We start from the raw sequence: 25,690 nt of genomic DNA, 5'->3' as shown, positions 1-25,690 counted from the left end.
CCTCAGTCGCCCACCTCGGAGCCGTTGGCACCCCAGATGGCATCGATCACCGCGTCACGGCTCAGGCTGCCGACTGTCGTGTCGTCGCCGTCGACCACCCGGAGGTTCTCTGCGGCACCCAGCACGCTCGCCGCGATGTCCCGCAGCACCGCATCAGCCGGTACAGCCGCTGCCTCGGCCGCGGCGTCGGCCGCTGCCCCCATCACGCTGCGGGCGGTGAGTATCCGGTCCCGCTGGACGTCACGGGCGAAGTTGCGCACGTAGTCGGTCGCCGGCTGCGTCACCAGGTCTTCGGCACTGCCGAGCTGCACGATCTGGCCCTCGTAGAGAATGGCGATGCGGTCGGCCAAGCGGATCGCCTCGCTGAAATCGTGCGTGATGAACACGATGGTCTTGTGCAGCACCGACTGCAGGCGCAGGAACTCGTCTTGCATCTCGCGCCGGATCAGCGGGTCCAGCGCCGAGAAGGGCTCGTCCAGGAACCACACGTCTGGCTCCACCGCGAGCGACCTGCCGATGCCCACCCGCTGCTGCTGACCGCCGGAGAGCTCCCGCGGGTAGTAGCCGCCGCGGCCCTCGAGCCCCACCAGCGCCAGGATCTCCTCGGCCCGGGCCCTCCGGGTGGCCCCGTCCACACCCTGCACCTCCAAGGGGAAGGTGATGTTCTCCGCGACCGTGCGATGCGGGAACAGCGCGAAGTGCTGGAACACCATGCCCATCCGGTGCCGGCGCATGTCAATCAGCTCACGGCTCGATGCCGCCAGCAAGTCGACGCCCGCAAAATGGATCCTGCCCGCTGTCGGCTCGATCAGGCGCGACAGGCACCGCACCAGCGTCGACTTGCCCGAGCCGCTGAGACCCATCAGCACCAGGATCTCGCCGGGCATCACGTCGAGGCTCGCCGCCACCACCGCCGGGATGTAGCCGGCATCCTTCACCGCATCGACCGACGGCGCGCCGTCGTGACGCTCGAGGAATCGCTGGGGATCGGGGCCGTAGAGCTTCCACACATCGCGGCACGAGATCACGGCGTCACCGTTCACAACAGCACCACATGCGCTCCGCTGAATGACCTAGGCAGCCGACGGGGAAGAGCGCCGATCCCGGGATCGCCAGATCCGAGATCGGCGAGCCCTTCCCCGTCAACCGCGCCTCGGGAGGAGGTCCGCTCTTTGCCCGCTGGACCGCTCAGCCGTCGATCCAGCTCCGCCAGAGATCCTCGTTGGCAGCCAGCCATTCCTGGGCTGCCTCTGATGCTTCCTTGCCGTCCACATCCACCGCTGCGGCCATGGCGGCCAGCATCGGATTGGTGAAGTCCATGCGCTGCACGATCGCCGCTGCCGTGGGCCACTTCTCTGGGAAGTGGATGCCCACGCCGGTCTTGAGGTAGCCGTCGGCGGGGTTGCCGCAGTCATGGGTCAGCTCCTTGTTGGTGCCCCACTCGGGATCGGTGCGGCAGGCGTCCTCGAAGGTCGGGAACTCGATGAACTTGCCCTCATAGACGGCTTCCACGAAGTTGGGCGTCCAGTTGAACAGCACGATCGGCGTGTTGTCCGCCGAGGCGGCGTCCAGCTCGGCCCACAGCGTGGCCGCCGAACCGGCGTTGATCACCTCGAAGTCCATGCCGAGGCCCTCGACACGCTCCTCGTCGCCCTTGAGCCAGTCGACCGGTCCGCCCAGGAAGCGGCCCTTGTCGCCGGTCTCAGCGGTCGCGAACAGGTGAGCGCACGCGTTCAGCGCCTCCCAGTCCGGAAGACCGGGGCACTGCTCCTCCACGTAGATCGGGTACCACCACTCCTCACGCGTCACCGCGTTGTGGGTGGCCCAGTCGAGCACGCAGCCGGCGTCGACCTGCTCTTGGAAGGCCACGCCGAAGGCGCCTTCCCAGACCTCATGCACCAGCTCGATATCGCCGTCGCACATGGACTGGTACACGACCTGGCTGTCGGACGGCACGTACTCCACGCTGAAGCCGGCCGCCTCCAGGATTCCGCCGACCACCTCAGCGCCGACGAGTTGGCTCGACCAGTTGTGCAGCGGAATCCGGATGGGATCTGACGAGTCTTCCATCGCCATCTCCTCCTCGGCCTCCGGTGCTTCGGCGGCCGCCGGTGCTTCCGTGGCGGCGGGCGCCTCGGTAGCGGCCGGAGCCTCTGTTGCCGGCGCCGCCTCATCGTCATCGCTCGTACAGGCCGATGCCACCAGGGCGAAGGCCATCAACGGCAATATCAATCTGCGAAGCATTGACATCGCATCCTCCAGTTGTGAACGTTCCTTTGCGTTCTGTTCGGGCCCGGCCGGTAGCTGCGTCGACTTCAGACTCCAGGTGGAGTCAGACGTCCTCTTTGTCCCCCCCACGGCCGCAGTCATAGATGATGACTGACCCCCAGAACTTTCCTGAAATTAGCATGATCTAGAACCACACTAAAACCGTTGTGCACGCCAATTCGGGGGTCTCATGGGCCAAACACCGTCGTATCTGAGCCACAAATATCAACATCCGTGCGCCAAGGCCTATTTTGTGAATGAGCTGTGCTCTTTCTGCCGATATTTGTGACTAGTTCGCTACTTCTTTAGAGAATTCGGCCGCGACATGCATTGTTTCTTTGCAATTCTCTCTAGGTGGACGGCAGCGTTCATGCAGGTCATTGCTGGTGTCGCGCGGCGTACCAGGCCGCGACGGAGCTCGCTAGATCCCGGTGCACAGCTGTGCCACAGCACTCGACGGCTCGTGATTGCGAAAGAAATCGCGCACTATGGGATGGCGAATGTGAGAAAGTTGTGATTATTGCTGGCCGTTTTGTGACTAAGTCGGTGCTACATCGCCTGCTATTCACAAGATGCAACTGCTCGCGGTGATTTGCGCGCAATACTTCGACAGAGGTGCAGCATTGGCCAGTCACTCATCGAAACAACCCGCCGACGGCGCAGCCAGCAGCCGGATATCCAAGCTGAGCTCGGCAATCCTGCGCATCAATCAGAGCCTCGATGACGCCACGGTCCTCGAGGAAGTGCTGGAAAGCGCTCGAGAGCTCACGGGGGCTCAGCTGGGAGTCATCATCACGGTCGACGAGCGAGGCGAGCTACAGGAATACGTCACGGGAGGTTTTTCGCCCGAGAGCCGCCGCGTGATGGTGGAGTGGCCGGACGGACTGCGGTTCTTCGAGCACCTGCGGGATCTCGGCGCGCCGGTGCAGATTCCCGATCTCGCCGAGTATCTCCGGTCACTCGGGCTCTCCTCGCCCGCCTGGACCTCAACGACCCTGCAGGGCACGCCGATGCTGCACCAGGGCGAGCATCTCGGCATGTTCTTTCTGGGAGACAAGAAAGACGGCCAGGCAGACGACCAAGAATTCACCGGCGAGGACGAGGAACTCCTCAACTTGTTCGCTTCGCAGGCCGCGGCGGCAATCTCGAACGCCCGGACGCACACTGCCGTGAACCGGGCTCGCGCCGATCTGGAAGCACTGGTGGAGACGTCACCGATCGGGGTCGTGGTCTATGACGTGGGCGCCGGTCGCGTCGTGTCGTCCAATCTGGAAGCACGCCGAATCGCCGACAAGCTCCGCAACCCGGGCCAGCGGACCAAAGACCTGCTCGACGTGGTGAGATGGCGTGTGCGCGACGGGCCGGACCTGTCCCTGACAGAGGTGCCCGTGGCTCAGCAACTGGAGCACGCAGCGCAGACGCGTGCCGAGGAGGTCACCCTGTCGGTGCCCGACGGGCGCCGGGTGCGGACGTTGATGAGCGTCACCCCGATCGGCTCGGCACGCGGCGAGAGCGAGTCAGTGGTGATCACCATGCAGGACCTCGCCGGCCTCGAAGAGCTGGAGCGGCAGCGGGCGGAGTTCCTCGAGATGGTGAGCCACGAGCTGCGGGCTCCGCTGACCTCCATCAAGGGCTCCGCAGCGACCGTGCTCGGGACGACGCCGGCACCGCCCCAGTCGGAACTGCTTCAGTTCTTCCGCATCATCGACGAGCAGGCCGACCACATGCGTGGTCTCATCTCCAATCTGCTGGACGCCGGGAGCATCGAAGCCGGCACGCTCACGGTCACTCCCCAGCCGTCCACCGTCTCCGATCTGGTCGACAAGGCCAGGAACAACTTCCTCAGCGCGGGCGGGAGCAACCCTGTCGTCATCGATCTCTCGCCGACGCTGCCGCCGGCCATGGCCGACCCCGAGCGCATCACGCAGGTGCTGAACAACCTTCTGTCGAATGCGGCCCGGCACGCGCCCACCACGTCTCCCATCCGGGTCGAGGCGATCCACGAGAGCGGTTTCATCGCGATCTCGGTGACCGACCAAGGAAGCGGGATCCCGCCTGAGCAGCTCCCGCACCTGTTCAAGCGGCGCTCGGGCCTCGCGGATGGCACCGGACTGGGCCTAGCCATCTGCAAGGGGCTCGTAGAGGCCCACGGCGGCCGCATCCGAGCCCAGAGCGCCGGCACCGACACAGGCGCACGCTTCACGTTCACGATTCCCGCCGCTTCCGCCGAGACAGCGCCGCGCACCGCCGAACAGCGCTCGACCGAGCACTCAGAGGCCAGGACAACGGTGCTCGTCGTGGACGACGACCCGCAGGCCCTGTACATGGTGCGGAACGCGCTCGCGACGGCCGGCTACGCCCCGCTGACGTCGGGCGACCCCGGCAAGCTTCGCGAGCTCATCCGAGCGGAACGGCCCAGCCTGGTACTGCTCGACCTGATGCTCCCCGGAACTGACGGCATCGAGCTGATGAACCGCACCCCGGAACTCGCCGACCTGCCGATCATCTTCATCTCCGGATACGGCAGGGACGAGACGATCGCCAGAGCGCTGGAGAACGGCGCAGCCGACTACATCGTCAAGCCGTTCTCGGCCATCGAGCTCGTTGCGCGGGTCCAGGCTGTGCTCCGCAACCGTGCCGGACCCCAGACCTACATGCGCGGCGACCTCAGGGTGGACTTCACACGGCGACAGGTGAGCCTGGGCAGCCGCGCTGTCGCCCTCACCGCCACCGAGTTCGACGTGCTGCGTGTGCTCGCCGCAAATGCAGGAGGGGTGGTGACCACCGACATGCTGCTGCGGCAGATATGGGGCCACTCGGAGTCGAACCACACCGACCGCGTGCGCGCCGCCGTCAGGAAGCTGCGGGCAAAGCTGGGCGACAACGTTGCAGCGCCCGTCTACATCTTCACCGAGCACGGCGTCGGCTACCGCTTGGCTGCCTCGACTGAGGCCTGAGCTGCGGGCGCGGCGTCACCGTCACCATCCGGCTGCCCTGCGGCCGGCGCCGCCATAGCGTTCAGTCACCGGGGGCGCCGGTGCCAACCAGAAGGGAGCCGGTCGCATGAGCAGAGAGCGGGTCGTCATCGTGGGCGGGGGCTTCGCCGGGCTCAGCGCCGCCTACACGCTGATGAAGCGGGGCATCACTCCCCTGCTGCTCGAGGGTTCCGACCGAGCGGGCGGTCGCGGCAAGGGCGAGACGGTGGACGGGTTCTCGGTGGACATGGGCGCTTTCGTCTTCACCGCCACCTACGACACCGCGTTCCGCATCTGCGAGGAGCTGGGGCTGCCGCTGGTGCGCTCGCAGATGAAGTTCGGGCACCTGCGCGGCGGGCGCTGGGTGACCACCACGCCGGACCAGTCGCTGCGCAGCTTCGTGCGGCAGCTGCCCGCGGCGGCAGCCATGGGCTTCCTGTCGCCGTCGGGGTTCCGGGCCGGCACCAAGGTGATGAGCCAGATCCGTCGCCAGTCGGACTACATGAGCTTTGCCAGCGACAGCCCCCTCGCCGAGATCGACGACGGCGAGAGCTTCGGCGAGTACCTGGAGCGGCTGGGTGTGCCCGAGAAGCTGCAAGTGACGCTGAGCGGGCCGCTCAAGATGATCCTGGGCGATCCGGCGCCGGCCGGCCAGGCGCTGATGCGGGCCTACATCGGCGAGACGATGCTGAGCGACGGCGAGGTGTTCATGCCCGAGCGGGGCATCGGCTCGCTGAGCGCAGCGCTGGCCGCCGAGTGCGCTGATGTCACCCGGGCGTCGGCTCCCGTCAGCAGGATCGTCGTCGCAGACGGCACGGCGACCGGCGTGGTCGTCGACGGCGAGACCATCGAGGCCGACGCGGTCATCTGTGCCGTGCCGGGCACGAAGGTCGCAGACCTGGTGCCCGAGCTGCCGGCAGCGGTCCGCCAGGCGCTGGGCACTGTCAGCTATTCGACCGGTTGCCGAGTGGTGATCGGCCTCGACCGCTCCCCGCTGCCCGCGGACTGGCATGGCGCGATCTACGCGGAAGACCACGACGCCCCGCTGCTGATGGACCGATCCAAGTTCCTGCCAGCGTGCGCGCCGCCGGGCCACAGCATTCTCGACCTGCTCATCGGGCGCGACCGCGCCAAGGAGCTGATCCCGCTGGACGACGAGACGATCAAGCGCGAGCTGCTGGGCGCCGCTCGCCGGAACGCGCCGCCCGGCTCAGCCCTTCCCGGCGACGACGAGGGCCTGTTCTTTCGCGTTTATCGCTGGGAAGAGGCGCTGTGCATGGGCGAGCCCGGAATGCTCGCCGCGCTGGCGGAGGTGCCCGGCCAGCTCGCAGACAGCATCGACAGCCTGTTCCTGGCAGGCGACTACATGGGCATCCCGTCGGTCAACGGCGCCCTATCCAGCGGCGAGAGCACCGCCAACCACGTCGCAGACCTTCTGGCATCCCGCGCGAGCTAGAAGCTGTCGCCCACCGTGTAGGAGGCGAGCGCGCGAAGAGCCGATGAAGCGAAGGGGCGCACATCCAGCGCCCCTTCGAGCTGCTCGGCAACGGCCAGCAGCTCGTCGTCGCCTCCGTGCCGTCCGACGAGCTGGATTGCTGCCGGCAGCCCCTCGACGAACCCGACGGGCAGCACCACCGCGGGATGCCCGGAGACGTTGAACGGCACGGCGAACGGGAACGCGCCCCACAGCTTCGACACGGGCTCGCCGGCGATGGCAGACGGCCGGCAGCCGAGCTCGAACGCGGTGGTGGCCGTAGCGGGGGTGGCGATCACGTCGTAGTCACCGAACCAGCGGTTGACGCGCTCTCGGTACGTCACCAACGCAGTGCGGGCAGTCAAGACAGCGACGGGGTCGAGTCGATCTGCCGCCTCGAGGGACCGGCGGCAGTACCAGGTCAGCTCGTGGGGGCCGTCCAGCAGGTGGCCGCGGCGCTCGCCCTCGTCGGCCAGCACCAGTGGGCCGAAGATCTCCTCCCAGCCGCCGAGATCAAGATCCACCGGGTGCACGTCATGACCGCACGACGCAAGCACCTCCATCGCGGCAGCGGCCACGGCGCCGACCCCGGCATCGATCGGGCGACCCTCGGGCGTGGCACACCACGCCACGCGGCGGGATGCCGCATCGCCGGAGGTGTCCCGACCGCCGTCGCCGTCGGCGAGCACCGCATGCATGCAACGGACATCGGCGACGCATCGCGCCAAGGGACCGACGGAGATGAACGGGCTGAACGCACGGAACCCTTGCTCGTCGTGGACAGTTCCGTAGGTGGGCTTGAATCCGACGAGGCCGCAGAACGAAGCAGGAATGCGGATCGATCCGCCGCCGTCCGACCCGAGGCCGAGCGTGCACATGCCCGCGGCAACCGACGATGCAGCGCCGCCGCTGGAACCGCCAGCGGTGCGACGGAGGTCGAAGGGATTCGCCGTGTCGGGACCCAGCAGGTTGTCGGTGGTGGCCGATTGGCAGAACTCCGGCACGTTGGTTTTGCCGACGAAGACCGCCCCGGCACGGCGCAGCCGGCGAACGGCGCCCGAGTCGTGCGCCATCACGTCGTCGGCGTGCGCCAGCGACCCGAGCGTGGTGACGTGACCTTCGATATGGAAGGCGTCCTTGATCGAGACCGGGACGCCGGCGAGCGGGCCGGCAGTGCCGTTGCGATACGCCGCCTCCGCGGCGACCGCCTGGCCGCGGGCCAGCTCCGACGTGGTGAGGACGACCGCGTTCAGCAGCGGGTTGACCTGTGCGATGCGCTCTTGCGCTTGTTCACAGACCTCGACGGGTGACAGCGAGCCGCCGCGGTACGCATCGATGAGCTGGCGCACCGGCCACCACAGGGGTCCCTCATCCACGAGCCGACACGCCGCCCGAGACCGTGAACACTTCGCCGGTGACGTAACTGGACTCATCTGACGCCAGCAACGAGACCATGGCTGCGACATCGTCCGGCTGGCCGATGCGACCCAGGAACGCCTTTTCGATCAGGTAGTTCGTGAAGAAGTCTTCCGGATAGATCTTGCGCAGGAAGTCGTTGTAGATCAGGCCCGGGGCGATCGCGTTGACACGCACGCCGTGGCTGCCATTCTCCGCGGCGGCCACCCGGGTGAGTGCGAGCACTCCGGCCTTGGCAGCGGAATAGGCGGCGCCGTGCTCGGCCGACATCTCCCAGGCGGCTATCGACGAGATGTTGATGATCGAGCCGCTCCCTGCGGCGATCATGTGCGGGAGCGCAGCGCGCATGCACACGAACGTGCCGGTCAGGTCGACGTCGAGGCAACGCTGCCACGTCTCGGTCGACATCTCGGCCACCGGCTCGATCTTCGACCAGCCTGCGTTGTTGACCAGCACATCGAGCCTGCCCTTGGCCGCAGCGGCCTCCTCGATGACGGCCTGCACCTGGGCGTGGTCGGTGACATCGAGGTGGTACGAGCTGACCTGGCTGCCCACTTCACCGGCGAGCTCGTCGGCGAACTCGTGGCACCGGCGCTCGTGAGCGTCAGTGACCACCACATCGAAGCCGTCGTGGGCGAGCCGCCTCGCCGCGGCGGCCCCGATGCCGGCGCCGGCGGCTGCGGTCACCAGCGCCACTCGCGGTTCGGTTGTCATCAGTCGTCTCCCTCTGCTTCGACGTTGGCGATGAGGTCGTCGGCCAGCTGCGCGAGACGCTGCTCGCGACCGCCCGACAGCAGCGCGAAGGTGATCCGGTCGATATCGAGCTGCCAGAGCTCACGGATCCGTTCGACGCAGGTGTCGCGGTCGCCCGCCGGCGCCACTGACGTGACGAAGTCATCGGACACGATGTGCTTGTGCTCGGCCTGGAGCGACAGGTGGTCGACCAGTCCGTACGCGCCTGCAGCGCGCTCGAATTCGGGGCGGAATCGCTCCCACGCAGGCGGCATGCGCTTCCACGGATGGAACGTGGCCGCCTGGCTGACGGCCCAGGCCCGGACGTCGTCGAGGGCGGTCTGACGGTTGTCGTTCATCGACATCGTGACGAACAGGTCGACGGTCAGCTCCGAACGGTCGCGACCGGCGGCAGCCAGCCCCTGATGGATGAACTCGAGCTGCCACTTGCAGAATTCGGGGTCGGCGGCGCCCATGAGCACGACGCCGTCGCACGTCTGCGCGGCGAGCTGCAGCATGGCGGGCTGGGACACAGCCAGATAGATGGGGACTTGCCGCGTCGCGGTGGCCAGGCGCACCTGGGTGCCGTAGAGATCGCATGGCTCGCCGCTGAAGAGCTGCCGGAACTCGTCGATGCCCGAGCGCAGCTCGGCCAGCTTGGACGGCGCGCCCCCGGCGCCGAGCACTGCTGACCAGCCCGCGCCGAGACCCAGCACAGCGCGGCCGCCGGACAGCTCGTCGACAGCCGCGGTGGCGTTGGCCGTGACGGTGGGGTGACGGGTGACGAGATTGGTGACGCCGGCGCCGATGAGCACCTCGTCGGTGGCCAGCGCTGCCAGGTTCATCGCGGCGTACACGTCCTTCATGCCGAGCTGGAAGTCGATGAACCACAGGGCCTCGAAACCCCGCTCGTCGATGGCGCGGGCCAGCTCGGCCGTGCGGCTCAACGGCTCGCGAGGGCTGACGCCCATGGAAATGCCGTAGCGGCGCTTCATGCTGATTGCCTCTCAGCCAGGAGCCTGGCGATCAGGGTGCCGTAGGCATCGGGCTGGTCCACCGAGATCAGGTGACCGGCGCCGGCTATCTCGTGGTACCGGCTGCCGGTGACACGTTCGGTGATGATGTCCGATGCCCGGCGCGGGCAGAAGACATCGTCCGATGCCCCGATGACGTCCACGGGCACCTCGACGTTCTCCAGCAGCGGGTTGAGCGGCTCGGACCGCAGGCCGATCATGGCTCGGGCGGCGTTGATGTAACCGCTGCCGTCGCCGATGGCAGCCAGTCGCCTCGCGGTCACGGCGTCGATGTCGGACGGCGTGACGATCTGGGCGGCCGTGTCGTCGCGCAGGCCTGCGGCGAAGCCGCTCGCATCGCCGGCTTCGAGCTGGGCGATGCGTCCCGCAAAGAACTCGGCGGCAGCCGAGCCGACCACCGACGAGGTGGCAATCGCGATCAGATGGCCGATCAGGGTGCCCGGCTCCGTCGCTGCCCGCAGCCCGATGGTGCCGCCCAGCGAATAGCCGACCACTGCGGCAGGGCCGGTCACCTCGCGCAGGAACGCGTCGAGGTCGCCGCTCAGCTGCGACAGCGTGCCGGTGCCCTCGCCGGTCGTCGTGCGGCCGTGGCCGCGCAGGTCGAGCGCGTAGACGGTGAACTCGCCGAGATGGCCGGCGATGCCGCCCCAGGACCGATGGTCTTCGGCCAGTCCGTGCAGCAGCACCACGGGCGGTCCCGAGCCGCGCCGGGCGTAGTTGACCGTGATGTCGCCGAGCTCGACGGAACTCATCGGACCGTGTCCCGATCCGGGCCGGCGCTGGCGCCGGGCGTCGTCTCAGCGGGTTCGCCGGCAGCGACGAGCTCATCGCGCAGCTGCTGCTTGCGGATCTTGCCTGCCGCTGTGCGCGGGAAGCCCTCGACATGCACCAAGCGCTCGGGCCAGTACCGGCGCGGCAGCCCCTGTTCTGCGCAGCAGGCGAGCACCTCATCGAGGTCGAGCGGAGTGCGGGCGTGGACGGCTGCGCAGATGCGCTCGCCGAGTCGTTCGTCCGGCCAGCCGATCACGGCCACGCCGACGACCTCGGGATGGGCGGCGATCGCGTTCTCGGTCTCGACGGGCGAGATGTTGACGGCGCCGCGGATGATCAGGTCCTTGAGCCGTCCGGTGATCGATACGTAGCCGTCCGGGTCGATGCGGGCGAGATCGCCGGTGCGGAACCAGCCGTCGCCGACCATGTCCGCGGCGTACAGCTCGGGCTGGCCGTAGTAGCCGTTGAACACCCCCGGCCCGCGCATGACCAGCTCACCGCTGCCTGCGTAGTACAACACCCCATCGGCCTGGAGAATGCGCAGCTCCAGCCCGGGCAGGCCCACCCCCACCGTGGTCTCGACCTGGCGCTCAGTCGACGCCCGAACGCAGGTGGTGAGACCGCCTTCGGTCATGCCCCACAGCGGGGTGACGAACGTGTTGGGCATCTCGACGCGGCAGCGCCGGATGAGCGCAGGCGGCACTTGGGCGCCGCCGCAGAGAAAACTGCGCATCGATGCCAGCTTGGGCGCGCCGGCTTCCCAGCGGGCATCGGCCAGATCCAGCAGGAACGGTGTCGCCGCCGCCGTGAACTCGGCCCCGTGGCGGGCCACCAGCTCCAAGGCCGCCTGGGCATCCCATTCGTCTTGGAGAATGAGCGGCGCACCCACGAACAGTGACAGACGGCAGCCGTGAATGGCGCCGACGCTGTGGCCGAGCGGTGACGGCATGAACACCGGCGTGTGCTGGTCGAGATCGAAGCGCTCGGCGAACTGCATGTTGAGCGCGGCCAGCGAGTCCTCGCAGTGGCTGACCGCCTTGGGCGGCCCGGTCGTGCTGGAGGTGAACATGAGGTGTGCAGTGGTCTCTGGCACGTTTTCGGCGATGGCCGGAGAGCTCAGCGGGCCGTCGGGCGCCAGCCGTCCCCCCTTCGCCACCGCCACGGAGACTGGCCCGCAGGCTGCCGCGGCGGCGGCTCGCCGGACGGAGTCTGCAGGGCGGTCGCCCGGACCCTGGCCAGTGCAGATGACCAGCGCCGGCCGGGTGAGCTCGAAGATGTGGCGCAGGTGAGCCTCTGAGGTGGTGACGGGCGGCGTGGCCGGCACATGGCCCGCCCTCAGCACGGCCAGGAACATCACCATCCAGTCGGCGCAGTTCGGCAGCAGGATCACAACCGGCCGCCTGGCGGTCCCGGCGAGCGAGCGGATCTGCTCGGCAGCCACGCCTGCGGCGTGCCACAGCTCCCACCGTGACATGGCGGTGCCGTCGCTGACCAGAGCGAGCCGGTCGGGGCCCTTGTCGACATGGGCCTCGAATCGATCGATCAGCCGACTGCCCGTCCACCAGCCGGCCCGGCGGTAGCGCTCCGCCCGCTTGTCGCTCACGGCGCTTCTCCGTTCGCCGCTGGGTTTGTCCCCGGGAGTATTGCAGTCTCGCCGGTCATTCATTAGAACGACTTCACTTTTGCTTTTAGTGCATGAGCGATGTGCGGATAGGCTTGCCCGCCGCAGGCATTCGGGCCGCCGAAGCGATCATGGCTATTGAACCCACCACTCCGAAGGGTCGCCGAACACGGCAGACGATCCTCGACGCAGCATCGACGGTCTTCACCAAGGACGGCTACGTCGATGCCCGCATGAGCGATGTCGCGACAGAGGCCGGTCTCTCGCTCGGCGGCCTGTACCGGTACTTCGAGAACAAGGAAGACCTGTTCAGCAGTGTGATCCGCGACATCCATGAGGAGCTCTTCAGGCGGAGCAGGTCGTCGACGCCGATCGGCCAGGATCCGGAGGCCGCGCTGTTCGAGGCCAACCTCGGATACCTGCAGCACTACCGCGACAACAGGGGCGTGATGCGCGCCTTCATCGCGGCGACCACCGTCGAGCAGCGCTTCACCACGATCTGGTGGACGATGCGCGAGCGTCACGTGGCCCGGTTCGTGCATGCGATCGAGAACGACGACCGTGTCCGGCTCGACGGGCTCGATCCGGCCACAGTGGCCCGGGCCATGGCGTCGCTGGTCGAACAGACCGCATACACCACCTTCGCCCACGATGCGCTCAACACCACCACCGTGGACGTGGAGACGGTGGCGCGAGTGGTGACCAGAGCCTGGTACCGGAGCTTCTACGGCGATCCCGACGGCGTCTGAGGCGACCGGGGCGGCCTCGCCGTCGTGGGTGCCTCGCCTCCGCGTACGTCCGGTGAGCATCTCAGAGCTCCGAACCCAGATAGGCGGCCGCCAGCCGCTCGTCGGCCAGCAGTTCCCGGCTGGTGGCCTCCAGCGACACCTCGCCGGACTCCAGCACGTACGCCCGATCGCAGACCTCGAGCGCCTGGTGGGCTCGCTGCTCTACCACGATCATTGCCGTGGTCTCGCTCTGCATCAGGCGCGTGACGCCTTCGAAGATGTCGTCCGCGGCGCGTGGCGCGAGCCCCATGGACGGCTCGTCGAGCATGAGCAGCCGCGGGCAGGCCATCACCCCGCGCGCAACCGCCAGCATCTGCTGCTGGCCGCCCGACAGCGCGCCCCCGTCGCGGCCCGCCATGTCAGCCAGCGCCGGGAAGATCTCGAAGACGAGCTCGCGGCGCTCGTCGTGCCGATGCTGCGCAGCCCTGCGGTGGCTGCCGAGCCGGAGATTGTCGGCCACGCTCATCGAGGCGAAGATCATCCGCCCCTGCGGCACGTGCACGATGCCGGCCTCGACCCGCTTGTGCGGCGCCTGAGCAAGCAGGTCCTGACCGTCGAAGCTGATCGAGCCGGAGTCGGGCACCACGGTGCCGCTGATGGCCTTCAGCAGGGTGGTCTTGCCGGCGCCGTTGGGGCCCAGGATGGCCACATGCTCGCGGGGCCCGACGCGGAAATCGACTGATCTCAGCGCTGGGATGCCGTCATATCCGGCGCACAGGTCACTGATCTCGAGCACGTTCCATCCATTTCGAGCCGAGGTAGGCCTCGACCACGCGGGGGTCGGACACGACGTCGTCGGGTGAGCCGTGCGCAATGATGCGGCCCTCGTCGAGCGCCACCACCGATTCGGCGTAGCGGACCAGCGACCGGACCGAGTGCTCGATCACCACGATCGCCGTCTGCGGCGCAACGAGGTCGTCGACAATCTGGAAGAAGCGAAGACGCTCGGCCTCGTTGAGGCCTGCGAGCGGCTCGTCGAGCAGCAGCAGCTCCGGTTCGCTCACCATGGCCCGTGCCAGCTCGAGACTCTTGATTTCGGCAACGGTGAGCGCGCTGAGCTGGCCCAGCGCCTTGCCGGCCAGGCCGACCCGCTCGAGCATCTCCATCGCAGCGTGCACGGGGTGCTGCACCGACGCGCCGATCGCGGCGACGACCACGTTGTCGAGCGGCGACATGAGCCCGAAGCCCTGCGGCACCTGGAACGTGCGGGAGATGCCGAGCTCGTAGCGGCGCGGGGCCCGGATCCGGTCGATCGGAACGCCTTTGAAGCGGATGCGCCCGGCATCGGCACGCAGGTGGGCGGTCATGATGTTGAACAGCGTTGTCTTGCCGGCACCGTTGGGGCCGATGATGCCCACCCGCCGGCCGGCATCAACCGTGAAGGACACGTCGGACAGGACGCGATTGGCGCCGAAGCTCTTGGCCACGCTTTCCACCTCGAGCACCGGCGCCCCGCCCGCTGAGGGCAGTGCCGCCGGTCGCCGTGATCTGCGCGGCACGCTGAGCAGCGGCGAGGGCCGCGGCGACGGCGCCAGCACGCGCTGCAGCAGCGCCCGGCCCGGCGACTCCGGCGGCGCTCCGAGCCGTGCTGCGAGCCAGCGGCAGGCCCATCCGGCAGCGGGCAAGATCCCGCGCGGCATCAGCAGCGCCACCAGCACGAGCGCGGCGGCATACACCAGCTCCTGCGCGCCGGGCACGGCCTCGCCGATCGAGTCGTCCAGGAACATCGCCAGCGGGATCAGGAACGCCGCGCCGACGACTGGTCCCCACGTCATCCCGACCCCGCCGACGAACGCCACCGACAGCATGACGATCACCACAGTGATGCCGAAGACCTCCTCAGCAACCGTCACCCGCAGCACCGCCTTGACCCACAGCACGGCCATGGCCGCCGACAGCGCGGCGGAGATCATGAAGGCGGCGGACTTCCACGCCACCGTCCGGATGCCGACAGCGCGTGCCAGCACCTCGTTGTCGCGGATGGCCCGCAGGGCGAATCCGAATGAGGTCACGTCGATCAGCTCGCTGATCAGCAGCGCGACGATGAGCATCCCCAGGCCGACCCACACGTAGGTGTGCGCGTCGGCGAACTCCATGAACTTCCACTGATTCTCCGGATGGAACGGAACGGTGAGCTCGGGCTCGCCGTAGTGGGAGACGAGCAGTTCCAGGATGAGCGGGAACGAGATGGTCGCCAGCGTGAAGTAGAAGCCCTTGAGCCGGAACGTGGGCAGGCCGATGACGAAGGCCACCACCGCGGCGGCACCCATCCCGATGGCCATGCCGGTCCACGGCGACATCCCGCCCTCGCGCAGCAGCACGGTGAAGCCGTACGCGCCGATGCCGACGAACGCGCTGTGGCCCAGCGAGATCTGCCCGGCCTTGGCCAGGAGATTCCAGGCCACGCCCGCCAGCGCCCAGACGACGGCAAGGGTGAGCACCCGCACATGGAACCGCTGCCCCAGCCAGCTGTTGAGGAACGCCACTGCCGCGACCAGCACGACGAACGGGATGAGGCGCCGGGTCATATGGCCCGCTGGACCTTGCCGAACAAGCCGTTGGGCCGCACGTACAGGATGAGCAAGAACAGCGCGAATACCCAGACGTTCTTCACCGCCGCCGAGGTCCAGACCTGCGAGACGGACTGGATGATCCCGATGAGCACCCCTCCCACGAAGGCGCCGCTGACGCTGCCGAGACCGCCGAGCACGACGGCGGCGAACATCACCACCACGAACCGCAGGCCCACGAATGGCGTGATGCTCTGGAACGTGACCAGGGCCGATCCCCCGACGGCGGTGAGCGCTACGCCCACGCCGAACGCGATGCGGTTCGTCCGGTCGATGTTGATGCCCATGTAGGTGGCGGCTTCCCAGTTCTCCGACGCGGCCCGGATGGCGCGGCCGGTGCCGGTCCGGTTGAGGAACAGGAACAGCAGCGCTGCGACCAGCAGCGACAGCAGGAAGGCGTACAGGCGCGCCCGGCTGATGAAGATGTCGCCGATGAAGTCGCCCTCGTTGGCGTAGGACGGCGCGACGACGCGTGGCTCCGAGGAGTACCTGATGAGGATGAGGTTCTGGAAGATCAGCCCGAGGCCGATCGTGAGGATGACCTGGGCGTCGTGGTTCTCGTGCCGCCCGATCACGAAGCGGATGAACAGCCAGTGGACCGCCATGCCCAGCAGCAGGAACACGGCGAAGACGCCCGGCATGGCCAGGAACGGGTCCATGCCGATGCCGCCCGCGAACAGCGCCCACGAGAGGTACATGGCCAGCATCATGAAGTCGGCCTGGGCGAAGTTGACCACCCGCATCACGCCGAAGATCAGCCCGAGTCCCGAGGCCAGCAGCGCGTAGACGCCCCCGATGAGGATCCCCGGGATGAGGAACTGCAGGAATTCAGTCATCTAGGCCGCTCAGGCGGCGCCGCGAGCTTCGCGTTACTCCCAGACAGGTTCGCAGATCGCGAACTCCTCCGGATAGACGGTGCACGGGATCAGCCTCCCGTCCACTTCCTGCCATTGGGCGAGCACGCCGAAGTGCTGGTCGATGCGACCGGACGCACTGAAGCTGATGGCCGACGCCGGCATGAGATCCACAGCCGGGCCCTCGGTCAGTTTGACGGTGTTGAAGGCCTTGGCGACCGCAGCCGGCGACGGATCGCCGGACTGCTCCAGCACGGCGGCGATGAGATGGACCACGAAATAGCCGCCGATGTGGTCCTGGCGGGCGTAGGGCTGGTCGATCGCGGCCGCCAGCTCGTCGAACGCGTCGCTGCCCGCCAGCGGGTTGGCGTAGACGAAGGTGGACAGCCCGGCAACCTCCGGGCCCAGATCGGCCCATGCGGGCAGCAGACCCTGCCCGCCGTTCTGGATCACCGGGGCGGTGACGCCGCGGGCGATCAGCTCGTTCTGGAGGGCGCTGACGTCGCTGAACGCGAACGCGATGTTGAAGATGACGTCGACATCGGCGTTGGCGATCTTCGTGGCCACGCCCGAGGGATCGTCGAGCCCGCCGGGCGCCCACGTGTCGGTGACGGCAACCTCGATGCCCCGCTCGGCGAACTCGGCCTTCAGTGCCTCCTGCAGCGGCACCGCTGCAGCCGATGTGGAGCCCACCACTGCCACGGTTTCCATGGTGATGCCCGCCTGGTCGAGTCCGGGTTGGATCGCGTCGAGGACGAGGCCCTTGATGGCCGATGCCGGCGGCGAGTAGCCGAACACGTGGGTGAAGCCCTCGCGGTCGGTGACCGAGTCGGCGAAGCTCTCGGTGACGAACGGGATGCCGGCTCGCTCGGACACCTCGGTGGCGGCCAGGCTGAACGACGACAGCCATGACCCGGCGATGGCCGACACGTCGGGCTCGTCGTCGAGGAGGCGCTCGACGGCGGTGGCTGCCTCTTCGGCGGATCCGCCCGCGTCGTAGATGGCGAGCCGCAGCGTGGCATTGCACAGAGACTCGATGCCGCCGGCCGCGTTGATGTCCTCCACCGCTTTGGTGGCACCGGCGATCTCGGCGCTGCCGACGAAGCTGAAGGTTCCCGACATCGGCCACACCGTGCCGATGACCACCTCGTCGACGCAGTTGCGCTCATCGACCGCTGCGGCAGCGGCGGCCTGCTCGGCTTCCGCCTCGGCCGCTGCGGCGGCTTCGCGCGCCTCGGCCAGCTCTTTCTCGAGATCGGCGACGACCTCTGGGTCGACGCCTTCGGCGGCCTGGGCCTCGGCCAAGGCAGCCTCGGCTGCTTCCGCCTTGGCAGCGGCCTCCTCGGCTTCTGCCTCGGCGGCTGCTGCGGCGTCCTGTGCCTCTTGGAGGGCTTCGGCGTCGGCGGTCGAGTCCGTGTCTGTATCGCTGGCGCAGGCAGCCGCGAGCAGGCCGGCTACGGCGAGCAGAGCTATCAGCAAGCGCCGCTTCGTTGCGAATCGCGTTCGGTGGTGGGGCCGGGTTCCAGGCATAGCCGCTCCTTGGGCCTCCAGGGCCGGCCTCCGGCTGCTGCATTCGACCGACCGAGATCGATGTACGACCGACACTAGGCAGCCGCGAACCCCAAGTCAAGAGACTGATATCGCTTTTTTTATATCGCCCGCTATGAGATCGATAGCTGGAGGGTCAGCGCCTCGCCCGAGTCGGTCGGTGCATCGTCCGCGACAGGCGAACGAAAGCCGGCAGCCTGGTAGAGCGCTACCGCGGCGGTGTTGGCCGGAAACACGTCGAGCGCGATGGACTCGAGCCCGAGCTCTCGGGCCCAAGTGAGGCCGGCTGCAAGCAGTTGCTCGCCATATCCACGGCGACGGAAGGCTGGGGCGACCCACATGCCCCAGACGACTGCCTGCGTCTCAATTGTGCCCTGGCCGATGCCCATCATCCCCTCGGCACGACCATGCCGCGCAAAGTACCGAGCCGCAGGTGACTGACTAGTCCACCGTCGCTTGGCTTGCAGACTGAGCGGACTGTTTCGTCTTGCGGGCCAATATGCGTGCACCGATCACGGTGACGATCCCGCACAGCAACACGTACAGCGTGACCGTGAGATTGCTCACGGGTGGAAAGGCCCACTCCAGAAACTCGGGCACGATCACGGGACCCAGCAGGCACGCCGGGAGAAGCGAGCACCAACTCGCCACCCAGTAGCGGCGCGGCAACGCCCTGCCAAGCTGACGGGGTCGCAACAGGAGCCGCCAGCGGCCGGGTCTGCTCTGCTTTTCTTTCCTCGCCGCCTCCGGCGTGATGATCAAGGCGTACAGCAGCAGATAGACGGCGCTGATCGTGGCTGTGCTGATGATGACGTCTCGCAGACGGTGACGATGGAACTCCTCAATGCAGACGAGCACCGGCTGCTCCGGACTGCCTTCGACGGGCACGCCGTCGACCGACTTCCATCCCATCGTGCAGTGCTCCAGCGGGTGCGCTCCGGCCGGGTCGGCGAGGACGAACACCGAAGCCAGCACAGCTGCGCCCGCGACCAGCCTGCCAATGACAATCCTCATTGCCGTCGCCATGACATCGCCCACAACCTACGGCGACTGAGCGCCGCGAATCCCCCACCAAGCGCTCCTCAGGCGCCAAGTTCGGCCCCAAGGTCACTCAGCGATGCAATTGCTCTCGCTAGGACAGTGTCGGCGCGAATGTCAGTCGTGTCTCGCTTGCGGCGAATCGGTCGACAACAGGAGGTTCAGAGCCTGACTGGGGTCTGTCGACCCATCGTCTGCGCTGACCGGACGAAAGCCGGCAGCTCGATAGAGCGCTACCGCGGCGGTGTTCGCAGGAAACACGTCGAGCGAGATGGATTCCAGCCCGAGGTCTCGGGCCCAGCTGAGACCGGCTGCAAGCAGTTGCTCTCCATACCCTCGACGGCGGAAGCCAGGGGCTACCCACATGCCCCAGACAGTTGCCTGCGCCTCCATTGGGCCTTGGCCGATGCCCATCATCCCTTCGGCGTGACCATCGACATCGGCGACGAATACCGCACCAGGACGGCCCGCGAACGTTTCAAGCCGACTGCGCCAGCTCGCGTCGTCGAGCGAAGCCTCGTCTTCGTGACTCGATTCGAACGCTGCGGCGTCGCACTCCAGCGCCCGCAGCCGAATGGACCGGTAGACGTCCACCTCCGACGCTTGCAGCTGCCGCACGATCACGCCTCGCAAAGTACCGAGCCACCTGGCCATCGCCCAAGCCGTTTGCGGCGGGTGGTTCGCTCAGAGTCCGATCAGGTCGGCGATGAGTTCGCGGATCTGTCCCAGCGCGACGGGGCCGATGTTCGTGCCCGTCACCTCGACGACGCGGTCGACGCTGAGCGTTGTCGGCAGGTGCGCCTGGGCGACACCGAAGGCGGCGACGTCGACTTCGCTCAGCCATCCCCGCTTGGTGGTCGTGCACGGGACGACCACGATTGCGTGCTGCCGGAACTCGAGCACATCGTCAGACGTGATGACGATCGCCGGTCGCACGAACCCCGGCTCGCCCCTCGCCGGAGTCCCAAAATCGCAGCGGAGGATGTCACCCGCTTGCATCGGCGACATCGCTCGCTGACGCATCGAGCACAGCTTCCTCATCGGAGTCGAGCGGCGCGCTCGCGAGCTGAGCCCCGATGATGCGTCGGCGCTCCCGCCGGATCAGCTTCTCGATCTGTGCGTCAAACGTGAGCCCCTCGCGATCGGCAAGCTGACGCAAGGCATCCCGAGTCCGTACCGAGACCTTGATGGTAGTCGATTCAGGCATACCAAGAAATATACCCGTCACACACCCCAACCATCACCTGCCGAGTTCGACGGTGCCACCTTGGTCGACAATCTATAAGTTGTCAGAAGAGAGTATTTCAACAATATATCTAGTGTTAACTCACTCATTTTGTGTTATAGATGTGTTGTGAGAAGATCACTTCCAAGCCCGGGCCTGTGAGGACGACGATGAAGAGCCAACGAGAAATCGCCCGCCACCGTCTCGATGAGCGGCTCGCACGCGTGCCCGAACTGGCGCGGCCGAACAAGGGCTGGATCCGGGCGTTGCGCGACGCCCTCGGTATGTCAAGCGCTGATCTCGCACGCCGCATGGGAGTCAGCCAGCAACGCGTGCCGGCGATCGAGCGGGGCGAGCAGGACATGACCATCAAGCTCGACACGCTGATGCGCGCCGCCGATGCACTCGACTGCGACCTCGTCTATGCACTCGTGCCTCGCACCAGCCTCGACGACATGGTCGCCGACCAGGCACGCCGACGAGCAACCGATCTACTCGGTCGCGTCACGCAGCATTCCCGGCTGGAAAACCAACAGCCCACCGACGCGGACCTCGCCGAACAAATCGAAGAACTCGCGACCGAACTCGCGGAACGACGCAGACTGTGGAACGACGTTCAAGACCGATGAGCGACTGGCGCTTTCCACAAGACGACGGGCATACCCCGCTGTCCGAGGAGGACCGCCAAGGATTGCTGCTCAGTCACATCGCGACCCGCGACGACCTCAACGACGCTGAACAGCGCAACATCACCAAAGCACTCAGACGCCGGGCACCCACCGTCGACCGGCTCCTCGACGACATGTACTTGCGCGGCCTGCACAAGGCGATGTTCGGCGAGGTGTGGGAATGGGCCGGCACCTACCGCCAGCGCGTTACCAACATCGGCGTCGCCCCAACGCAAATCGCCGCAGACCTGCGAATGCTCACAGATGACGCCACAGAATGGATCAAGTGCGAGTATTTCGAACCTGACGAACTCGCCGTGCGCTTCCACCACCGCTTGGTCACCATCCACCCATTCCGCGACGGCAACGGCCGGCACAGCCGAATCAGCGCCGACTACCTAGCTCAAACGCTCAGGCAGCCGCCATTCAGCTGGGGCGCCCGCTTGGACTTGGGAATCGACGTGCTCCGGCGCACCTACCTGACCGCTCTGCGCACCGCAGACCGCGGAGACATTTCGCAACTGCTCAGCTTCGCCCGAAGCTGAACTCCAGCACATCGGCCCTGCAACTGCGGTGTGGCGGCGCGTCTCCTTGGAACTACGTTCACGCGTGCCGGACGGTTCAGCAGTCGAATCCTCACCGGCGTGGAGACATTCCATGGTCACTCAAGCTCTCAAGAACTTCGATGCATACGCAACACATCATCGACCCGAACTCGGCCTCGGTGCCAAGGGATGAGCGCCGCCAACTCCGTGCATGCTGCTGACCGTCTTGTCGCTTCGACGGCGACTACCGGGTCGATCGCGTGTGTGGGACTCGACCCGCGGCCTGAGTTGTTGCCGTCTTCATTGGTCGCCGATGCTCTTCGCGCGCACGAGGACCCGCTGGATCAGGTGTGCCACGCATTCCTCGCCTTCAATCAAGGTGTCCTCGACGCGGTCGCGGGTGCGTGCGCTGCGGTCAAGCCTCAGTCTGCTTGCTATGAGGCCTACGGCTGGCGGGGATGGCGGGTGCTGGAAGCCACGATCGAGCACGCCCACTCGTTGGGCATTCCGGTGATTCTCGACGCAAAGCGGGGCGACATCGGCTCGACGGCCATTCATTACCGTCAAGGACTGCTCACCGAGGCTCCGGGCCTGGAAGAAGGCGCGTTTGTTCGGGGGCTCGGTGTCGACTGGATCACCGCCAGCCCGTTCTTGGGGAGCGACTCGGTAGAGCCCTTGATCGGCTCAGTTGATGAGGGCAAAGGGGCATTCATCCTCGCGCGCACATCGAATCCAGGTGCCGACGATGTCCAAGGGTTGTTGGTCGGCGGAGAGCATCTGTCGACAGTCGTGGCCCGCCTGGTGCACGAGTGGGGAGTCAGCAGAATCGGGGATTCTGGTTATTCCGACGTTGGTGCCGTGGTGGGAGCCACATGGCCGCAGATCGCGGCAGCGCTTCGTCAGCTCATGCCGCACACCTTGTTCTTGGTGCCTGGCTTCGGAGCTCAAGGCGGTTCGGCGGCGCACGCCGTTGCCGGGGCAAACAAACGCGGCGACGGAGTCCTCGTCAGCTCGAGCCGCGCCATCGCCGGTGCATGGCAGTCGGCCGATGCGGACAGTGAATTCGCAGCCGCGGCGCGGGATGCCCTCGACAGGATGAACGACCTGCTCAACGCCGCGATGGCTGCCCAGGCCACATCGAGAACGGCCAGCTGAACCCTTGGGTGATCGGCGCCTCTGTCCGGAAACCGATGCGCTCCGACACACATCTCTGACCGCGCCGCAAGCCAAAGGCGAGTGTTTGGTCCTCGCTGTCAGCAGGTTCCCTTCGGAATCACGAACAGCCAGTACCAGATGAGCGCCTGCAGCGTTCCTGCGGTGTACGGCAGGACCAGCCACCACCTCGCCATCAACAGATGACCGGCGACGAGGGACACAGCGATGCTCCCGACGACGACGCCGACGTTGAGCACGGTGTAGGGCGACTCATGGAAGTCATCGCAAGGGTCCGGGATGGAGGTGCCCGTGAACGCCACCACGAACAACGCTGCGTAGGCGACCCCAGCCGTGATGAGCGCCCACACAAACCACCGTGGAAGCTGAACCGGTGTGGGGTGCTGCACCCGCGAGTCGTCGAGGGGCCTCGCCCGCCGGAATCTCGCCGTCTTGCCCATATCGCCTAGTCGGACCGCAAGCGCTGCTTGACACGAGACAAGCCCCGGAGCCGGGCTCCTGGGGCTTGCTAGGTGGTGGGATGTTGGCCAGTCGCGAAGTGCCTGGTCACGCTAGGCAAGTTCTGGCCCGTTCGTGAATCTCCACATGAAATTCGGCGAATCTCCACATTGGCCTCAAAACAGCGAAACCCCTGGTCAGGACGCCGCACTGAGCATCGCGGCCAGTCAAGAGGTGCGCAAAGCGGGCTTCGAGGCGGCTACTTGGGGTTCGAAATGGCCGATTTGTGGGGTCTTGAGCGCTCTCGCAGTGACGGGGTTATGAGACCGCCGCGTGTGATCTGCTCAACGAGGGATCAGTGTTTCCGGCGAGGGATTACAGGGACACAAATTTGAGGCGCGCGTGACGCGCTCGCTCAGGAGGCCCAACACATCACCCTGCTGCCCAACCGATATGTCCACGACAGCTAGGTAGTCAAGAACGGCCGAGAGGGACCATCACAGTCCCGTCTGCACGAGTGTGCGCAAGTCCGCTCAGGCCTTCACTCTGGTCACACTGAGTCTGAAGCCTCAGCCATCGAGCTGGGCGTGCACTCCTGTGCGCCGCCGGACCGACTAGAACTCGATCTCAGCGGGCAGCCGTCGGAGATCGCCGTTGTCGCTCGTGAGCACGGGAAGTTGCCATCGCAGCGCGAACACAGCGACTTGCAGGTCGTGACAACTTGCGGGGCAAGCCGCGGCGATCACGACAGTGCGAAGCAGCACAGCTAGGCAAGGCAGCAAGGCAGCAAGGCAGCAAGGCAGCAAGGCAGCAAGGCAGCAAGGCAGCAAGGCAGCGTGGGTACGCTCGGGGCATGGAGAGCGTCGCCGTTTCGACGAATGACGCAACGTGACTCTTTCGGCGGTTGTGACATCAGGCTGGGATGACGCGGAGCTGCCGATAATCGCCCAGATGACGATCGAGCGAGCGTTGACTGCCAGTCGAGGCGGCCTACGGAACGCTCCCGCGAGGTCGCCAGACAGATCGACATTGGCGGCGATCGAAAGTGGGTTCAGTGAGCGCGGCCAACGGACCTGAAACCCTCATCGAGGCGCTGCGCGCACATGCCGATGCCACACTCGCCGAACTCCGCAAGTCTGGGATAAGCGCCCATTCGGGAATCAAGGGCGCTGCCAGGGAGGAAGCGATCAAGGCCTTCTTTCGCTGTTTCCTTCCTGGTTCGTATGCCATAGGTCATGGAGAAGTGTTCGCAGAAGGCCACGAGCGGAGCAGGCAGATCGATGTCATCATTCACGATGAGCTCTTCTCCCCGGTATTCCGGGTAGGCGATGGCAGCATCCTCGTACCCTGTGAGGCCGTCTACGGCGTAGCGGAAGTCAAAACGCAGCTTGACGGTCGGGGGCTGGAAGTTGCCCTCGAGAACATTGCATCCGTCAAGCGCCTCCCGCGCGCTCCGTCCACACCTGAGGATGTTCTGCCCAACAGCGCCATGAGGCTCACAGGCTCCGGGGGCATCACGATCGACACCCCCGACAAACCGCAGAATCCGTATCTCGGCGTCATTGTCGCACTTCGTAGCCTTCCACCCGAAAGGGTCATCCAAGGTCTCGAAGAACGAACGCACAACGCAGACAACGGCCCAGCGCTGCTGCCCGACTTGATTGCCTGCCTAGAAGGCGGATGGTTGATAACGCGCTACAACAAGAGCGAAACAGGGGGCAGCAACGTAGGCCGAGCCACGCTCGGCGATTCATACGATGGCTTTCGCCGCTTTGAAGTGGGCGAGTACGTCCTGAGCAGCATGCACCTGGGGCTGAACATACTGCTGTCGGACATTCGGCTCAAGAACCGAGACCTCAGCCAAAACTGGCTAGAGGAAATGCTGTGGATCGAGCGCAAGACACAGTTGGACCGCCTCCACGCCGTGCGCGACGTATTTGGCGTGCACTGGGAGGACATGGAGCAGGAAGCACAGCAGCACGGCGATGTCGACGCGCTCGATCGGCTCAAACGCCTTCGGCAAAATCCGCCTGTCTGAACAACACGGCACACCCGCCCGACCCGTCAACAACCCGGGTGGACGTCACGACTAGGTCTGCCGTGCCGCTCAGCAGCTCGCTCAGTTGAACGCGGGTTCGCTTTCGAAGTCTCGAATGCCAGCTTCGAGCACTCCGAGGACTCGCTCAATGTCGTCATCGGCGAGCCGTAGGCCCCACGAAGCAGGAGCCTAAATGGACTCCTATGTCAACGGCCCGGTGTCGAGGTGGGCCCAGATGCGATCTAATCTGCGTCGCATAAGGGCTCGGATGGCTTCTCGTTAGGTCTTGCCGTGGTCGGGGCAGCGTTGACAATGGCGGCGGCTTCCGATGTGGCGGCGACCGACCTGGTTGACGGTGGCGACGTGGATCACCTCGCTGGTCTGGCGGATACCACAAACGCCACGCTCGCACAGGAGGCTGAGCCCTTCACCTTGCTTTCAGCCTCTATGACCACGAACCCTGGGGACTCGTCGTTTCTGGGGCACTGCCATGCGCGAAGCGCCAGCAGAATCG

24 protein-coding genes are annotated in these 25,690 nt (G+C 66.5%); 7 read left to right on the top strand and 17 right to left on the bottom strand.

Annotated features, from left to right (window positions below; all coding sequences use genetic code 11):
• Positions 1-2: 2 nt before the first annotated feature.
• Both ACOGXE_RS10375 and ACOGXE_RS10370 read right to left on the bottom strand, forming a co-directional pair.
• Complete coding sequence (locus tag ACOGXE_RS10375) at positions 3-1,043, bottom strand: quaternary amine ABC transporter ATP-binding protein (RefSeq protein WP_419930839.1); 1,041 nt, start codon at positions 1,041-1,043, stop codon at positions 3-5.
• 145 nt (positions 1,044-1,188) lie between these two features.
• Positions 1,189-2,217 carry an ABC transporter substrate-binding protein gene (locus ACOGXE_RS10370; RefSeq protein ID WP_419930838.1) on the bottom strand — a complete coding sequence of 343 codons (1,029 nt, stop codon included), beginning with the start codon at positions 2,215-2,217 and terminating at the stop codon, positions 1,189-1,191.
• A gap of 674 nt (positions 2,218-2,891) precedes the next feature.
• Here ACOGXE_RS10370 and ACOGXE_RS10365 point away from each other — a divergent pair.
• Entirely contained in the window at positions 2,892-5,225 is a 2,334-nt protein-coding gene (locus ACOGXE_RS10365; protein WP_419930837.1) for an ATP-binding protein, read from the top strand.
• A 106-nt stretch (positions 5,226-5,331) separates the two neighbouring features.
• Positions 5,332-6,699: a protoporphyrinogen/coproporphyrinogen oxidase gene (locus ACOGXE_RS10360; protein WP_419930836.1), complete on the top strand. Its 1,368-nt coding sequence runs from the start codon at positions 5,332-5,334 to the stop codon at positions 6,697-6,699.
• Here the strand turns inward: ACOGXE_RS10360 and ACOGXE_RS10355 are convergent.
• The 5 genes from ACOGXE_RS10355 to ACOGXE_RS10335 are packed head-to-tail and all read right to left on the bottom strand — an operon-like array spanning position 6,696 to position 12,273.
• Positions 6,696-8,093, bottom strand: coding sequence for an amidase (locus tag ACOGXE_RS10355; protein WP_419930835.1), 1,398 nt, complete (start codon positions 8,091-8,093; stop codon positions 6,696-6,698). The genes ACOGXE_RS10360 and ACOGXE_RS10355 overlap by 4 nt on opposite strands.
• Entirely contained in the window at positions 8,086-8,847 is a 762-nt protein-coding gene (locus ACOGXE_RS10350; RefSeq protein WP_419930834.1) for an SDR family NAD(P)-dependent oxidoreductase, read from the bottom strand. The genes ACOGXE_RS10355 and ACOGXE_RS10350 overlap by 8 nt, the downstream gene beginning before the upstream one ends.
• Positions 8,847-9,860 (bottom strand): LLM class flavin-dependent oxidoreductase, encoded by a 1,014-nt coding sequence (locus ACOGXE_RS10345; protein WP_419930833.1) that lies wholly within the window; start codon positions 9,858-9,860, stop codon positions 8,847-8,849. Before ACOGXE_RS10345 ends, ACOGXE_RS10350 begins: the two co-directional genes overlap by 1 nt.
• The gene (locus ACOGXE_RS10340; protein ID WP_419930832.1) at positions 9,857-10,651 is read right to left on the bottom strand and encodes an alpha/beta fold hydrolase; all 795 of its coding nucleotides are present in this window, start codon (positions 10,649-10,651) and stop codon (positions 9,857-9,859) included. Before ACOGXE_RS10340 ends, ACOGXE_RS10345 begins: the two co-directional genes overlap by 4 nt.
• Positions 10,648-12,273, bottom strand: a complete 1,626-nt coding sequence (locus tag ACOGXE_RS10335) for an AMP-binding protein (RefSeq protein ID WP_419930831.1) — start codon at positions 12,271-12,273, stop codon at positions 10,648-10,650. Before ACOGXE_RS10335 ends, ACOGXE_RS10340 begins: the two co-directional genes overlap by 4 nt.
• A gap of 149 nt (positions 12,274-12,422) precedes the next feature.
• Between ACOGXE_RS10335 and ACOGXE_RS10330 the strand changes: the two genes are divergently transcribed.
• Positions 12,423-13,040 carry a TetR/AcrR family transcriptional regulator gene (locus ACOGXE_RS10330; RefSeq protein WP_419930830.1) on the top strand — a complete coding sequence of 206 codons (618 nt, stop codon included), beginning with the start codon at positions 12,423-12,425 and terminating at the stop codon, positions 13,038-13,040.
• Between the two features lie 61 nt (positions 13,041-13,101).
• On the opposite strand, the gene ACOGXE_RS10325 is transcribed toward ACOGXE_RS10330, so the two are convergent.
• The 9 genes from ACOGXE_RS10325 to ACOGXE_RS10285 form a co-directional block, all read right to left on the bottom strand.
• Positions 13,102-13,815, bottom strand: a complete 714-nt coding sequence (locus tag ACOGXE_RS10325) for an ABC transporter ATP-binding protein (protein ID WP_419930829.1) — start codon at positions 13,813-13,815, stop codon at positions 13,102-13,104.
• Positions 13,799-15,607, bottom strand: coding sequence for an ABC transporter permease subunit (locus ACOGXE_RS10320; protein WP_419930828.1), 1,809 nt, complete (start codon positions 15,605-15,607; stop codon positions 13,799-13,801). The genes ACOGXE_RS10325 and ACOGXE_RS10320 overlap by 17 nt, the downstream gene beginning before the upstream one ends.
• Positions 15,604-16,485, bottom strand: coding sequence for a branched-chain amino acid ABC transporter permease (locus tag ACOGXE_RS10315; protein ID WP_419930827.1), 882 nt, complete (start codon positions 16,483-16,485; stop codon positions 15,604-15,606). The genes ACOGXE_RS10320 and ACOGXE_RS10315 overlap by 4 nt, the downstream gene beginning before the upstream one ends.
• 33 nt (positions 16,486-16,518) lie before the next feature.
• Positions 16,519-17,982: an ABC transporter substrate-binding protein gene (locus ACOGXE_RS10310; RefSeq protein WP_419930826.1), complete on the bottom strand. Its 1,464-nt coding sequence runs from the start codon at positions 17,980-17,982 to the stop codon at positions 16,519-16,521.
• Between the two features lie 182 nt (positions 17,983-18,164).
• Complete coding sequence (locus ACOGXE_RS10305) at positions 18,165-18,560, bottom strand: GNAT family N-acetyltransferase (RefSeq protein WP_419930825.1); 396 nt, start codon at positions 18,558-18,560, stop codon at positions 18,165-18,167.
• The gene (locus ACOGXE_RS10300; protein WP_419930824.1) at positions 18,493-19,065 is read right to left on the bottom strand and encodes a hypothetical protein; all 573 of its coding nucleotides are present in this window, start codon (positions 19,063-19,065) and stop codon (positions 18,493-18,495) included. Before ACOGXE_RS10300 ends, ACOGXE_RS10305 begins: the two co-directional genes overlap by 68 nt.
• Before the next feature lie 141 nt (positions 19,066-19,206).
• Complete coding sequence (locus tag ACOGXE_RS10295) at positions 19,207-19,743, bottom strand: GNAT family N-acetyltransferase (protein WP_419930823.1); 537 nt, start codon at positions 19,741-19,743, stop codon at positions 19,207-19,209.
• A 30-nt stretch (positions 19,744-19,773) separates the two neighbouring features.
• Positions 19,774-20,025 carry a hypothetical protein gene (locus ACOGXE_RS10290; protein WP_419930822.1) on the bottom strand — a complete coding sequence of 84 codons (252 nt, stop codon included), beginning with the start codon at positions 20,023-20,025 and terminating at the stop codon, positions 19,774-19,776.
• Between the two features lie 49 nt (positions 20,026-20,074).
• The gene (locus ACOGXE_RS10285) at positions 20,075-20,296 is read right to left on the bottom strand and encodes a hypothetical protein (RefSeq protein WP_419930821.1); all 222 of its coding nucleotides are present in this window, start codon (positions 20,294-20,296) and stop codon (positions 20,075-20,077) included.
• Positions 20,297-20,484: 188 nt separating this feature from the next.
• Here ACOGXE_RS10285 and ACOGXE_RS10280 point away from each other — a divergent pair, with 188 nt between their 5' ends.
• The 3 genes from ACOGXE_RS10280 (at position 20,485) to pyrF (ending at position 22,682) form a co-directional block, all read left to right on the top strand.
• Complete coding sequence (locus tag ACOGXE_RS10280; RefSeq protein WP_419930820.1) at positions 20,485-20,943, top strand: mobile mystery protein A; 459 nt, start codon at positions 20,485-20,487, stop codon at positions 20,941-20,943.
• The gene (locus ACOGXE_RS10275; protein WP_419930819.1) at positions 20,940-21,527 is read left to right on the top strand and encodes a mobile mystery protein B; all 588 of its coding nucleotides are present in this window, start codon (positions 20,940-20,942) and stop codon (positions 21,525-21,527) included. Before ACOGXE_RS10280 ends, ACOGXE_RS10275 begins: the two co-directional genes overlap by 4 nt.
• Before the next feature lie 189 nt (positions 21,528-21,716).
• The gene (pyrF, locus tag ACOGXE_RS10270; RefSeq protein ID WP_419930818.1) at positions 21,717-22,682 is read left to right on the top strand and encodes an orotidine-5'-phosphate decarboxylase; all 966 of its coding nucleotides are present in this window, start codon (positions 21,717-21,719) and stop codon (positions 22,680-22,682) included.
• 98 nt (positions 22,683-22,780) lie between these two features.
• Here pyrF and ACOGXE_RS10265 read toward each other — a convergent pair whose 3' ends face one another.
• The gene (locus ACOGXE_RS10265) at positions 22,781-23,140 is read right to left on the bottom strand and encodes a hypothetical protein (RefSeq protein WP_419930817.1); all 360 of its coding nucleotides are present in this window, start codon (positions 23,138-23,140) and stop codon (positions 22,781-22,783) included.
• A gap of 1,052 nt (positions 23,141-24,192) precedes the next feature.
• Here ACOGXE_RS10265 and ACOGXE_RS10260 point away from each other — a divergent pair.
• Positions 24,193-25,176, top strand: a complete 984-nt coding sequence (locus ACOGXE_RS10260; protein ID WP_419930816.1) for a DUF6602 domain-containing protein — start codon at positions 24,193-24,195, stop codon at positions 25,174-25,176.
• The last annotated feature ends 514 nt before the right edge of the window (positions 25,177-25,690 follow it).

The organism is Candidatus Poriferisodalis sp., from assembly GCF_965208555.1.
In the GTDB taxonomy this organism is placed as follows: Bacteria; Actinomycetota; Acidimicrobiia; order Acidimicrobiales; family Poriferisodalaceae; genus Poriferisodalis.
This window is presented reverse-complemented; position numbering and strand designations above follow the sequence as displayed.